The 13,014-nt window shown below is 62.3% G+C and carries 10 protein-coding genes and 1 pseudogene; 6 read left to right on the forward strand and 5 right to left on the reverse strand.

What is annotated here, in order from left to right; translation table 11 throughout:
* The first annotated feature begins 48 nt into the window (after nt 1-48).
* Nucleotides 49-2,382, forward strand: a complete 2,334-nt coding sequence (locus CXY71_RS17605; RefSeq protein WP_104138484.1) for a hydantoinase B/oxoprolinase family protein — start codon at nt 49-51, stop codon at nt 2,380-2,382.
* Nucleotides 2,383-2,471: 89 nt separating this feature from the next.
* Nucleotides 2,472-3,275 carry a hypothetical protein gene (locus CXY71_RS17610; RefSeq protein WP_104138847.1) on the forward strand — a complete coding sequence of 268 codons (804 nt, stop codon included), beginning with the start codon at nt 2,472-2,474 and terminating at the stop codon, nt 3,273-3,275.
* Nucleotides 3,276-3,781: 506 nt separating this feature from the next.
* On the opposite strand, the gene CXY71_RS17620 is transcribed toward CXY71_RS17610, so the two are convergent.
* From CXY71_RS17620 to ychF, 3 genes and pseudogenes are all read right to left on the reverse strand, one after another.
* Entirely contained in the window at nt 3,782-4,456 is a 675-nt protein-coding gene (locus tag CXY71_RS17620) for an SDR family NAD(P)-dependent oxidoreductase (protein WP_104138490.1), read from the reverse strand.
* Nucleotides 4,457-5,500: 1,044 nt separating this feature from the next.
* Nucleotides 5,501-5,692: pseudogene (locus CXY71_RS22200) on the reverse strand (HigA family addiction module antitoxin); the annotation flags it as partial.
* A gap of 94 nt (nt 5,693-5,786) precedes the next feature.
* On the reverse strand, nt 5,787-6,860 hold the full coding sequence (gene ychF / locus CXY71_RS17635) for a redox-regulated ATPase YchF (RefSeq protein ID WP_104138493.1): 1,074 nt from the start codon (nt 6,858-6,860) through the stop codon (nt 5,787-5,789).
* Between the two features lie 76 nt (nt 6,861-6,936).
* Between ychF and CXY71_RS17640 the strand changes: the two genes are divergently transcribed.
* Together CXY71_RS17640 and rmuC are read left to right on the forward strand one after the other, a co-directional pair.
* On the forward strand, nt 6,937-7,551 hold the full coding sequence (locus CXY71_RS17640) for an exonuclease domain-containing protein (protein WP_104138496.1): 615 nt from the start codon (nt 6,937-6,939) through the stop codon (nt 7,549-7,551).
* 64 nt (nt 7,552-7,615) lie between these two features.
* Nucleotides 7,616-9,013, forward strand: coding sequence for a DNA recombination protein RmuC (rmuC, locus tag CXY71_RS17645; protein WP_104138499.1), 1,398 nt, complete (start codon nt 7,616-7,618; stop codon nt 9,011-9,013).
* 122 nt (nt 9,014-9,135) lie between these two features.
* On the opposite strand, the gene glpX is transcribed toward rmuC, so the two are convergent.
* On the reverse strand, nt 9,136-10,068 hold the full coding sequence (glpX, locus tag CXY71_RS17650; protein WP_104138502.1) for a class II fructose-bisphosphatase: 933 nt from the start codon (nt 10,066-10,068) through the stop codon (nt 9,136-9,138).
* Nucleotides 10,069-10,275: 207 nt separating this feature from the next.
* Between glpX and fbaA the strand changes: the two genes are divergently transcribed.
* Both fbaA and CXY71_RS17660 read left to right on the forward strand, forming a co-directional pair.
* Entirely contained in the window at nt 10,276-11,301 is a 1,026-nt protein-coding gene (gene fbaA, locus CXY71_RS17655) for a class II fructose-bisphosphate aldolase (protein WP_104138505.1), read from the forward strand.
* A gap of 4 nt (nt 11,302-11,305) precedes the next feature.
* Nucleotides 11,306-11,938 carry a DUF6264 family protein gene (locus tag CXY71_RS17660; protein WP_146072869.1) on the forward strand — a complete coding sequence of 211 codons (633 nt, stop codon included), beginning with the start codon at nt 11,306-11,308 and terminating at the stop codon, nt 11,936-11,938.
* A 28-nt stretch (nt 11,939-11,966) separates the two neighbouring features.
* Here the strand turns inward: CXY71_RS17660 and CXY71_RS17665 are convergent, their stop codons facing one another.
* Nucleotides 11,967-13,007, reverse strand: coding sequence for a 4-hydroxy-3-methylbut-2-enyl diphosphate reductase (locus CXY71_RS17665; protein WP_104138849.1), 1,041 nt, complete (start codon nt 13,005-13,007; stop codon nt 11,967-11,969).
* Nucleotides 13,008-13,014 lie beyond the last annotated feature (7 nt).

Genomic DNA, 13,014 nt, shown 5'->3' on the forward strand with positions numbered 1-13,014 from the left:
CCTTCCCACTTTTTCTTCAGCGAACGCAAGCAAAGGAGCTTGAACACCATGACACTGACAACTGACCAGTTCGTGCCCACCAGCGGAGACGACGACGCATCCCAGCTACTGACCGACCAGGAACAGCAGTGGGTCGACAAATTCATGGACGAGACTACCCTCTTCCTCGGACCAGACCCGGCCATCATGCGTACTCACGAGATCATGCCGCGCACAGCCTATGAGGAGGAGTGCATCGCGAAGGGTATCGACCCGCTCGAGGTCGACCGGATTCGCAAACGCCTGGCCGGTGCACTTGATGAGGCCTTCGAGATGTGCGAGAGCATGGGCGCGGCGCCCGGAGCGAAGTGGGCCGACCTCTCCTGCGCGGTCTACACCGCCGAGGGCGATGTCACGTATCTCTCCAACCGCGGCGTGATTGCCTTCTCCGCGGTGCTGCACCATCCCATCCGCTACATCATGAAGAATTGGAAGGATGAGCCCACCGTCGGTATCAACCCGGGTGACGGTTTCTTCCACAACGATTCCCGCTTCGGCATGGTGCACAACACCGATCAGTCGATGCTCGTGCCGGTCATGCGCGACGGAATCATCATCGCCTGGGTGGGTGCGACCATCCACGAAGGCGAGAACGGAGCGTGCGAACCAGGTGGTATGCCGTCGGGTTCGGAGTCACCATTCGATGACGGTCTGCGGGCCTCGCCGATCAAGATCGTCGAGAAGGGCCATCTGCGTCGCGACCTGCTGACGTTCTTACAACACTCCACGCGCGACCCGAAGCTTATGCTCGCCGACATCAAGGTGAAGATGGGCGCCACCCGGCGCATCATGGACACCGTCGACCGGCTCATCGACGAGGTTGGGCAGGAGACCTTCGTCGCGTCGCTTCGCGTCACCGTCGAGGATGTCGAGACTGAGGTACGCCGCCGTATTGGCGAACTGCCCGACGGCACTGTCACCTTCAATCAGTTCGTGGACTCCACGCTTAAGGAGAACATTCTGATCAAGTTCGCCTGCAAGATCACCGTGAAGGGCGAACGAATGATTATCGACCTCACCGGTACCGGCCCCGAGATTCTCAATCGGGCCCTCAACTCGCCGCTCGCGTCAACAAAATCTTTCATGTCCCAGGCAGTTCTCTCGTACTGGTGGCCTGACCTGCCTCGCAGCACCGGAGCATTGTCGCCCATCGAAATTATCACGGAGGAACATACCTGGGCGGATGCCGGTTACGACGCGCCCGTCGGCCAGTCGTTGCAGGCATCCTTCCGCGGCTTCTCCGCCCTACAGTCGGCCTTCGCCAAGATGCAATTCTCATCGCCGCAGAAGTACTCGAACGTCGTGGCTCCCTGGTTCAACCAGATCAACGATTTTCTCTGGGGCGGCACCACACAGAACGGTGAGCAGGTGGGTAACCTGTGTGCCGATCTCAACGGCATGGGCGGCGGGGCGAAGGCGTTCCGCGACGGTGAAGACGCCGTGGCGCCGTTGTTCTGCGCAATGGCCGACCTCGGCGAGCAGGAAGTCATGGAAGAAGAGGTACCGTTCTTGCAGCTGGTCAGTAAACGGCTGGTGCGCGACAATCAGGGATTCGGCAAGTATCGCGGCGGTATGGGTTACGAGATGATGGTGGCGTCTCGCGGTACACCCAGCTGGGGTTTCATGACCGTCACCTCCGGATCGAAGTTCTCCTCGGTTCCTGGAATGTTCGGAGGATACGGCTGCCCGGTCTACCCCCTGGCCATGGTCAAAGACATCAACATCTACGACATCATCAAGAAGGACCCGTCGCAGTTCAACCTGTCGATGGAACGTGTCATGAACGAGCAGCCTTTCGAGGGCGGCGATTACCAGACCGGACACATGGGGCTGCAATTCGACGTGGCGAAAGAGGGCGAACTGTACATGATCGCCCAAGGCGCGGGCGGTGGCTACGGTGACGTGCTGGAGCGCGACCCCGAACTCGTCGTGACCGACCTTGAGCTGGACCGAATCTCGGCCCAGGTCGCCACGAACGTCTACGGCGTCGTCTGGGAAGCGGACACCTTCGTGGTGCACGAGCAGGCAACGATTGAACTGCGGGCCCAGATGCGCCAGGATCGCATCAGCCGCGGCAAGCCGTATAAGGAGTTCATTGCAGAGTTCGTTCAAGAAGAGCCGCCCAAGGACCTGCTCTACTACGGCTCGTGGGGCCAGGACAACAATGAGGAACTGCTGGCGACGCACTGGGGCAAAATCGAGCCCGAGCGAGTCAAGGGCAAGATCGAAGATCTGCCACTCATCATGGTTCCCGACCGTCGAGTGCTGAAAATTAGCAAGCTTGAGGCGCGGGTACGCGAACTCGAGCAGAAGTACGGCGAAGTGGCCGTACACAAATCCTGACCTGTCCTTTCGATCCGTGGCTGCGGGGTCGTCTCCTGACGGCCCCGCAGCCACGGGTCACCCTTCTTGATCGATCAATGGGAGACACCATGACACTTTCGCTATCTGAGCTTCTGGCCGAGCCACCCTCGGGCCGCAGTCGGGCCGTAGTGTTGGACAGTCACGATTATGCCCAATCCGTTTTTCTGCAGGGTAAACCCGTGCCGTGGCAGGAACCCATGGCGTACGCGAATTTCTTCGGCCAGGCTCAGGGCGTTCTCAAATCCGATTTGGCGCTGCTCAGTCTCGACCGGTTCTATGCACACCGGGTCGCATCTGATCCCACTCTTCAAACGGCTATGAGCGCCAAATCCCGCACCGGATATGCCCTCCGCACTCTGCTGGGGGATCCAGGGACAACTGCGTTCGTTATCGAGCTCGTCAGCATCTTCAGCAAGACCCAACGGGTGCCGGTCGTGCTGCAGATTCCGTCGCCGATGCAGTGGCTGGCGCGCACACATTCGTTCTCGGGGGCGACCGACGCGTCAGGTCTCGACGCCGATAATGCCGAAAACGCGTCAATGTATGTCGCGGACTGGCTGCGCGGTTTCGCCGCACTACCGCTGATCGCGGTACTGCTTGATGACCGTAGCCCCGCTTCCGGGGCTAAATCGGTACCGCTATCGACCTATTCACCGGTTGCCAATGTGACCGACCACTACCGTTGGGCGCTCGGACAGCGACACGTGGATCGGGTCGAACTACACGGCACTGAGCTACGCGGCGCTGTAATCGATCCGGAATTTTGGGCGAACGACACCGGCACGCTTCCCGACGGCGATTTTCTGCTCGGCGAGGTGCCCCAGGGAGCGGTTCCGGAGCGGGTGCTGAGCCGAATCACGGCGCTGGTCTAGTCGACGCGACCGCTGGAGCAGGCGCGTAGCGCTGTCACCATCGAAGTCGACCGTCGTGAGTTTGAGGGATTAGATGGCCATGAGCATCCGCTCTTTCAGCCCCTGTTCGTCGATCGGCTTGTGCTCTTTGGACCATTCGCGTTCGTTGCGGTTCTCAGGTCCGTCGAAAAAAATCGAATGTCTGCGCGTTGAGATGGGGATGCACCACGCGAGACTGTACCTCCGCGGCCACTTTGGCGGCTCACTACGGCGAACGATTCGGAACGTACGTCCGGTGCCCACCTGCAGAACGCGAAGACCTTTCTCGCACACCTGCTCGCAGTGCGCTCCGACCCGATTTCTTACTGTTGTGCAGCCTTCTGACGCAGTCACTACACGTTAGAAGCACGCTTTACAGAACTAGACGTTGAAGCGAAACGCCACCAATATCATCACCGATCACCATCAGAGAAGTTACTTTGCTCTCGCCGAACAATCCAATCGGGAGTAAGACAGCAGCGACTGCCTTACTCCCGACCGTCTTCAAGCGGGATGAGCATGGTTCGGAACGGACCGGCAACGGCGTGCAGGTTCCAGATGCGATCGGCGACCCCGTCGATGCCGTTGGCAAGCTGAAGCTGTGGAATGCCGCCGGGAATCACCAGCTGGTTGACACGGATGCCCTCACCCGCGAGGGCATCGTGGAGCATCTCGCCGTAGGCGCTCTCGGCCGGGAAGGCGACCGATGTGCCAGCGAAGTCGGCGCGAGCCTTCACCGAGGTTCCGCCATTGATCATGATGATGCTGCCGCTACCTGCCTGCTGCATCGCCGGGAGCACTGCACGCACCGCGTGGATGAGCCCGAGGGCCGAGAACTGCAGGGCCTCTAACGCCAGCTCGGGCGTCATCTCAAGCACCGGCTTCAGGTAGTCACGCGACGGCAGCGGGCTATATTGCAGCGCGGTGATAGGCCCGAGCTCTGCCGCGGCACGCGCAAGGGCAGCTTCGAGCGACGCCGGCGTGCGGACATCCGCAACGTAAGCACTTGCGGTGAACCCGGCAGCGGTGAGCTCGGCAGCCATGGCGTCCAGTTTCGACTGGTTCCTGGCGATCAGGCCAATTGAGAAGCCCTCGCGCCCGAACCGTCGCGCAACTGCTGCGCCGAGTCCCGGTCCAGCTCCGATGATGGCAATGACAGGCACGATAGTCTCCTTCAATTGATGCTGCTGTGATGACGATCGCGAGGAGCTTGCGCCTAAACGTTGAAGCGGAACTCCACCACGTTACGTTACAGAACAACCCCTGAACCGGGTGAGCGAGCGAGTGCGGTCGTCCCCGCCGCCGGCAGACCCAGGTCTGCACCGAGCTGAACGAACCAGCGGCGCTGGTAGGCGGGCAGATCACTTCTCAAGGCTGACTCGACGCCTTGAACGACGAAGCTCCGACTCCACACTCCAGCCTCCACGAGCCCGGGCACGACCACTGTTCGAAGTGGATCGTTGACATCACTCCGGTCGCTCTGCCTCAAAGAAGCACCTTTGATGCCACGCGTCGTGAAGAGACGAGCGAAGAGCACCCTGGTGACTTTCGGTCTCGCAAGCAGCCAGTACAAAAGCGGCTTCCCCGGCCTGTCAGCCCAACCGCTGATCAGCATCAAGACAGCTCCATCATGATGTGGTGCCTCGACGAGACCTTCTTCAATCCACTCATACATCACGGCCCGACCCCGGTTACGGTCCCAGTTCTTGGGATTCGCTGCGAAATCCGAAGACCATTGATCGACGAACGCGATGAGGTCGTTGGGGAACAAGGCCGGGTACACCCACTGCGCAAACGAACGGTCCTCTGGTATCGGCCAGACTTTCGCGGCCTGAGCGGGCACTTTGGAGGCCAGCAGGACGGTGGTCGCCGCATCCCAGTGCCCTAGTTCCAATGGCCCTGTCCAGGCGTCAACGAATTGCGCGTACCCCCCGGGATAGTCTGCTCGCAGATCGCGAAGCCACGAAGTCACCGTCGATGCTGAACTCGCGCACAGGATGGCCTTGGCCTGACCAACCAGGGGCTTGCACGCCGCGCGGCGCTCGTACGGCTCAACGGAAGCGAGTCGGGCCGCAAGGTCACCCGAACGGCCCGTTGCGAGGAGGTTCCTGAGCGAGTCGACCGTGAGCATAACCGAATGCTAGTCCGCTCTCCGCCCACCAGGTTCGCCGTGCCTCGAAAGAAGGGTCTTTGTCCCGCGGGCGGCGCGGAGTGATTGCCGCAATCTGCTCAGCCATGCGATCCTCGGCAACATCGCGGTCATGCCGGTCCTGCAACGTCAACCAGAATTGCGCCGAGGTGCCGAAGTACCTGGCCAGGCGGAGAGCCGTGTTCGCGGTGATTCGACGCTGGCCGTGCACGACCTCGTTGATGCGGCGAGGCGGCACACCGACGGACACCGCGCTCGAGACGGCCCTCGCGGGCCTCCTCGACCATCAGAAAAGGCTCTGGCGGACCTCCTCGACCTGCAAGAAGCGGCCTTGGCCGGCCTGATTAGACGTTAAACCTAAATTCGACCACGTCTCCGTCTTGCATGACGTATTCCTTGCCCTCGATGCGTGCCTTGCCCTTTGAACGGGCCTCGGCGATCGAGCCGGCGGCCATGAGGTCTTCGAAGGAGAAGATCTCCGCCTTGATGAAGCCCTTCTGGAAGTCGGTGTGGATGACTCCGGCGGCCTGCGGCGCGGTCCAGCCCTTGTGGATGGTCCAGGCGCGGCACTCTTTCGGACCCGCCGTGAGGTAGGTCTGCAGGCCAAGCGTGTCAAAGCCGATGCGGGCGAGCTGGTCGAGTCCGCTCTCGGCCTGGCCGGTCGAGGCGAGCATCTCTGCGGCGTCTTCAGCGTCGAGCTCGCTCAGTTCGCTCTCGAGCTTGGCGTCGAGGAACACGGCGTTCGCAGGGGCGACCAGCGCGGCGAGGGTGTCGAGCTTGGACTGGTCCTGCAGCACGGCCTCATCGACGTTGAAAACGTAGATGAACGGCTTCGCGGTGAGCAGGCCGAGTTCACGGATCGGCTCGATGTCGAGCGTGGCCGAGGACAGCGGCTGACCGGAGTCAAGAATCGCCTGCGCCTTGAGCGCGGTCTCCAGAACGAGCGGCGCCATCTTGCGGCCCTTGACCTCTTTCTCGAAGCGAAGCACGGCCTTCTCGAGGGTCTGCAGGTCGGCGAGGATCAGCTCCGTGTTGATCGTTTCCATGTCGCCAGCCGGGTTGACCTTGCCGTCGACGTGCACCACGTCGGGGTCGGCGAATCCGCGGATAACCTGGGCGATGGCATCCGCTTCGCGAATGTTGGCAAGGAATTTGTTGCCGAGGCCCTCGCCCTCGCTCGCGCCACGCACAATGCCGGCGATGTCGACGAATGACACCGGAGCCGGAAGCAGGGTCTTGCTTCCATAGATCGTTGCCAGATCGGCCAGGCGCGAATCAGGAAGGTTCACGATTCCCACGTTGGGCTCAATGGTCGCGAACGGGTAGTTCGCGGCGAGCACGTTGTTCTTGGTCAGGGCGTTGAACAGGGTTGACTTGCCCACATTGGGAAGTCCGACGATTGCAATAGTAAGAGCCACGAGAGACTATTCTACCGGCCACGTCGCTGCAGCCCTCGTCGGCGGCTCGTGTCGGTGGCCCATGAGACCATAAGGTGTGCTGAATTTCACTGCGATCGATTTTGAAACCGCTAACTCCTCGGCTGCCTCGGCGTGCTCCGTCGGGATGGTGAAAGTGCGTGACGGAATCGTCGTCGATTCGGCCTACTGGCTCATTCAGCCGCCTCCCGGCCACGATGCCTTCTCTGAGTGGAACACCCGTATTCACGGCATTACCGCAGCGGATGTCGTGGGCGCGGCCAGTTGGGCCGAGCAGCTTTCACAGCTGATCGCCTTCGTCGGTGACGACTATCTCGTTGCCCACAACGCCGGTTTCGACCTCGGAGTGATCAAAACGGCGTCGACCGTGACCGGGCAGCCGGTACCAGATTTTCGCTACGTCTGCAGCCTGCAGGTAGCCCGACGCACCTACCACCTCGAGTCCTATCGGCTGCCGGTCGCAGCCATGGCGGCCGGCTTCGAAAACTTCTCGCACCACAATGCGCTCGCAGACGCTGAAGCCTGCGCGGCCATCATGATCCACGCCGCGAAGCGTCACGAGGTCGACACGCTTGAGCAGCTCGCCCACGTCACCCGGGTCAAGGTCGGCGTGATCGGACCGGTGGCTACCCGGGAACACGCCTCGACCCATGGGCCGATGGCGCTCAACTAGAGTGTATTTAGCCTGATCCGAGTCTCATTCCGTTAATGTCGGTGGTCGCTGTCAGACTTCAAGCATGGAACCACTGCTGAGTTTGATCATCGGTCTCGTCATCGGCGTCGCGTTGGGCGTACTGCTGACCATGGTGCTGTTGCAACGCCGCCGCACCACCGGGGAGGGTGACGGCTCGGTCGACTCCGCTGTGCTCGAGGCCCGCCACCAGGCAGCACTCGCCGAGGCTCGAACCCGCGAGGCGACCGTTCGCGCGGCGCTACAGAGCGAGCTGTCTGCCGCCCTCGCGACCGTAGACGGGCTCAGCGCGCAGATCGACCATGACCGGGCGACGACGCGCGAGGCCACGGAACGGCAACGGTCTGACCAGCAGTTGCAGTCCGAACGGGAGAAACGCGAACACCTCGTACTCGAGGCCCTCAGCCCGGTGCGCGAGACCCTGCGCACCATGCAGGAGAAGGTCACCGAGCTTGAAACGCAGCGCAGCGAACAATATGGATCGCTATCGGAGCAGCTTAAGCAGGCCCAGATCTCTGACCAGCAGCTGCGGGTGACCACCGAATCGCTCGCGAGTGCACTACGTTCCAACAGCACCCGCGGTGTCTGGGGCGAGACGCAGCTGCGACGCGTGGTCGAAGCGGCCGGACTCGCCCAGTATGTCGATTTCAACACGCAGACCAATATCACGACGGATGCCGGGCTCGGCCGACCGGACATGGTCGTTCGCCTGCCCGGCAACAAATCGATCGCCATCGACGCCAAGGTTCCGCTCGAGCACTACATAGAGGCGAGCACCATACCCTTCACTGCCACCGGCGAGGAGGGCGCCCGCCGTAAGGTGCTGATCGACAAGCATGTCAAGGCCGTGCGCGCCCACATCGACGCCCTCGCTAAAAAGACCTATTGGGAAGGCTTCGATGCCAGCCCCGAGTTCGTGATCGCCTTTATACCGAGCGAATCCCTGCTGTCGGCAGCGCTCGAGGCAGACCCGTCGATCCTCGACTACTCGTTTAGCAAACGGGTCGCCCTAGCGTCACCGGTGAACCTGTGGGCCGTGCTCAAGACTGTGGCCTTCACTTGGCAACAGCAAGCGGTCACCGACGAGGCCCAGAAACTGTTCGACCTCGGCAACGCCCTGTATCAGCGCCTCGGTGCGCTGTCTGGCCATGCCGAGTCGCTGCGCAAGGCACTCGAACGCACGGTGGACAGCTATAACAAGTTCGCCAACTCGCTCGAGTCGCGGGTGCTCGTGACCGCGCGACAGTTTCCGGGGATCGACCAGACCAAGATCGGGCTGCTCACCGAACCGGCCATCATTCATGATTCACCGAGCAAACTGACCGCGCCCGAGTTGGAGGCGCCGGCCGAAGAACTCGACACGCTGGATCTTCCAGTTGACTTGGACGGTTCCGAACTAAACGAGGCGCAGCACAGCGTTATCAAAGTTCGCTTGTCAAAATAAGTCACTTTGCGAATCCGACCTGCGCGTGTAGTGACCTACGGACGGCACAGAAAGAAGTACGCCTCGAGCCTGATCGAACAGACCCGAGACGTGCAATCGTGTGACGCCCAAGTGCGAGGTGACTACAGCCACTTCGCCGCGAGGTGCTCCGCGATGACGCGACGAGCCGTACCCGAACGCGACCGCAGCACGATGCTTTCGGTGCGAATCATCGGGCCCTTGCGGCGCACTCCGTCGACGAGTCCACCATCGGTTACGCCGGTCGCCACGAAGAAAGTGTTATCGCCGCTGACCATATCGTCGATCTCAAGCAGCTTGTCGATGTCGAGTCCGGCAGCTATACCCTTGGCGCGTTCGGCGTCATCCTTCGGGGCGAGCCGGCCCTGCATATAGCCGTCGAGGGCTTTGAGTGCGCACGCCGTCGTGATGCCCTCCGGGCTGCCGCCGATTCCGACGCACATATCGATGCGGGTCTCGTAGCGGGCCGCATTGATGCCACCGGCAACGTCGCCATCGAGCATGAGTCGTGTGCCGGCACCGGCAGTGCGGATGGCGTCAATCAGGCCGGCGTGGCGCGGACGGTCAAGCACGGCCACCGTCAGTTCTCCCACTGGCTTCTTCAGTGCTTTGGCAAGTTCACGAAGGTTCTCGCCGATCGTCTGGTCGAGATTGACCACGCCACGGCCGGCGCCACCGGTAACGATTTTGTCCATGTAGAAAATCGACGAGGCGTCGAGCATAGTGCCGCGGTCGGAGACGGCGATGACGGAGACGGCGTTCTGGCGGCCGGCTGCGGTGAGGCTGGTTCCGTCGATCGGGTCCACGGCAATGTCGCAGGCGGGGCCACGGCCGTTTCCGACGTGCTCACCGTTGAAAAGCATGGGGGCCTTATCTTTTTCGCCCTCGCCAATGACGATGAGCCCATCGAAGTTGACAGTGCCGAGGAACGCGCGCATGGCGTCGACGGCGGCCTTGTCAGCGGCATTCTTGTCGCCGCGGCCGATGAACGGTACGGCGCGGATGGCTGCAGCTTCGGTGGCGCGCACGAGCTCCATAGCGAGATTACGGTCGGGGTGTTGAAACAGAGTGGGGGTCTCAGTGCTGTTCAAAAGGTCCTCCCGGACGTAAGTTCGACTTCGATTACGGCGGATGCGCGGCGGGTCGCGCGGAATGTCCGTTCGAGTCACCTTATCGCGACCGAACGCCGGGGTCGGGCGTGGCTAGACTCGGTTCACACCCCCGCACACTTTCGAGGAGACGCAATGCCCATCGCAACCCCGGACCAGTACGCCGAAATGCTCGACAAAGCGAAGACCGGCGGGTTCGCTTACCCGGCATTCAACGTGTCTTCGTCGCAGAGCATCAACGCCGTGCTTCAGGGCCTCACCGAGGCCGGATCTGATGGCATCATCCAGGTCACCACCGGTGGCGCCGACTACTTCGCCGGCCACACCGTGAAGAACCGTGCCTCCGGCGCACTTGCCTTTGCCCGCTTCGCACACGCGGTCGCCGACAACTATCCGATCACCGTTGCGCTGCACACCGATCACTGCCCCGAGGGCGCACTCGGTGACTTCGTCATTCCGCTCATCGAAGCCTCGGAGTCAGCGGTAGCCGATGGCGGCCAGCCCATTTTCCAGTCACACATGTGGGACGGTTCGGCCATCGCGCTCGACAAGAACCTCGGTATCGCTACCGATATTCTTAAGCGCACCCGCGCCATCAACGCCATTCTCGAGGTGGAGATCGGCGCCGTCGGCGGCGAGGAAGACGGCGTACAGGCCGACGTGAACGAGAACCTGTACACGACCCTCGACGACGCGATCAAGATGGTCGAGGCCCTCGGCCTCGGCGAGCAGGGCCGCTATATGGCCGCTCTCACCTTCGGCAACGTACACGGCGTCTACAAGCCTGGCAACGTGAAGCTGCGCCCGGAACTGCTCAAGGAGATCCAGACCGGCCTGTCGGCCAAGTTCGGGCTCGCTGCTCTGCCGCTCGACCTCGTCTTTCACGGCGGCTCGGGCTCAACGGATGCCGAAATCGCCGAAGCTGTCGCCAACGGTGTCGTGAAGATGAACATCGACACCGACACCCAGTACGCCTTCACCCGCTCCATCGCCGACTACATGCTCAAGAACTACGACAGCGTGATCAAGGTTGACGGTGAAGTCGGCAACAAGAAGGTTTACGATCCGCGCGCCTGGGGCAAAGTGGCCGAGTCGGCCATGGCCGCTCGCGTCGTCGATGCCACCCGCCAGCTCGGCTCCGCCGGGCGCTCAAACAGTTAGGGCAATGACGGCAGTCACAGCAATGACAGAGAACCCGAACTCCGTTCCACCCCCGCCAGACCCTCGTCCCCGCCCCCAGTACGGCGAACTCGCCCCTGAGGGCTGGACCTGGAAACCTCCGCAGGACCAGGACCGGGTTGATGCTCCAGCCCCCATCGCTGGTGTGGGAGCCGGCGTGCCACCGACCGCACAGCCACCAGCCGTTCCCGCAGTGCCGCTCCAGCCGGGACAGCCGTTCCAGACGGGGCAGCCGCACCAGCCAGCCCAGCGCACCGTACCCCGCTGGGACCGACCGCTGACCATCGGGCTGCTGGCCGTCGGGCTCCTGTCCACCCTGTATGGCGCGTTCTCGCTCGGCGCACTCCCCGATGCCATGCAGCTGATCTACACGCAGCAGGGCCTGGGCACCTACACTCCGGGGGTCAGCATCGGCCCGTTGACCTCGGTCGGGGCCATTGCGGTGGTGTTCATCTGGCTCGCCACTGCCGCGGTGTCGGTGCGTCTGCTGCTGCGGCGACGCCGAGCGTTCTACATACCGCTGATCGCTGGCGCCGTGTCGACCGTGACGATGTTCGCCTTCATGCTCGCCGCGATGTTGAATGACCCGACCCTGATCGAGTTTCTCAGCCGCCAGTAGCTTTCAGCCGCTGAAACGCCCCGGCCGTCTACTCGGCGGGGGCGGCGCGACCACCGAAGGCACGGGTATCCGTTTCTCCGGAGACGTTGGTGCGCAATTCCTTGGGCAGTGAGAAGACCAGGTCTTCTTCGGCGGTCTTGACCTGCTCAACGTCGTTGTAGCCGGCGTCGGCGAGGGCAGCAAGCAGTTCTTCGACGAGTTCTTCAGGAACGGATGCCCCGCTCGTCACACCGACGGTCGTCGCGTTGTCGAGCCACTCCTGTTTGACCTCACTCGCGAAGTCCACGCGATAGGCAGCCTTCGCGCCGTATTCCAGCGCTACCTCGACGAGGCGCACGGAGTTGGACGAATTGGCTGAGCCGACCACGATCACCAGGTCGGAGTCGCGGGCGACCTTCTTGATGGCGACCTGACGGTTCTGAGTGGCGTAGCAAATGTCGTCGCTCGGCGGATCCTGCAGATTGGGAAACCGTGCCCGCAGCCGGCGCACGGTTTCCATGGTCTCGTCGACGCTCAGTGTGGTCTGCGACAGCCAGACCACCTTGTCTGGATCACGCACGATGACCGTGTCGGCAGCATCCGGGCTGCCGACGAGCGTCGTGTGCTCGGGCGCTTCACCGGCAGTACCCTCAACTTCTTCATGGCCTTCGTGGCCGATCAGCAGAATCTGAAAGTCGTCACGTGCGAAGCGCACGGCTTCGCGGTGCACCTTGGTCACGAGCGGGCAGGTGGCATCGATGGCCTGCAGGCCGCGGGCGGCGGCGGCATTGACGACGGCCGGAGAGACGCCGTGCGCGCTGAATACAATGTGCGCGCCGCGCGGTACCTCGTCGACCTCGTCGACAAAGATGGCACCAAGACTTTCGAGCTCGGAGACCACGTGAATGTTGTGCACGATCTGCTTGCGCACATATACCGGGGCGCCGTAGTGCTCGAGCGCCTTCTCGACGGCGATGACTGCACGGTCGACTCCGGCGCAGTAGCCGCGGGGGGCGGCGAGCAGCACCCGTTTGTGTCCGACCACCGGGGTATCCTTGAGCCTGTTGCGGATGCGTGGAATGCGCGGCATGCCCAAG

The sequence above is a fragment of the Cryobacterium sp. Y62 genome, from assembly GCF_002929785.1.
Taxonomy (GTDB): Bacteria; Actinomycetota; Actinomycetes; order Actinomycetales; family Microbacteriaceae; genus Cryobacterium.

Bases quoted from the DNA above. Each gene is read 5' to 3' on its own strand.
- CXY71_RS17610 (WP_104138847.1), top strand. From the start codon at position 2,472: ATGACACTTTCGCTATCTGAGCTTCTGGCCGAGCCACCCTCGGGCCGC.
- glpX (WP_104138502.1), bottom strand. From the start codon at position 10,068: ATGGAGCTCGTGCGCGCCACCGAAGCTGCAGCCATCCGCGCCGTACCG.
- CXY71_RS17665 (WP_104138849.1), bottom strand. From the start codon at position 13,007: ATGCCGCGCATTCCACGCATCCGCAACAGGCTCAAGGATACCCCGGTG.
- rmuC (WP_104138499.1), top strand. From the start codon at position 7,616: ATGGAACCACTGCTGAGTTTGATCATCGGTCTCGTCATCGGCGTCGCG.
- CXY71_RS17605 (WP_104138484.1), top strand. From the start codon at position 49: ATGACACTGACAACTGACCAGTTCGTGCCCACCAGCGGAGACGACGAC.
- CXY71_RS17660 (WP_146072869.1), top strand. From the start codon at position 11,306: ATGACGGCAGTCACAGCAATGACAGAGAACCCGAACTCCGTTCCACCC.
- fbaA (WP_104138505.1), top strand. From the start codon at position 10,276: ATGCCCATCGCAACCCCGGACCAGTACGCCGAAATGCTCGACAAAGCG.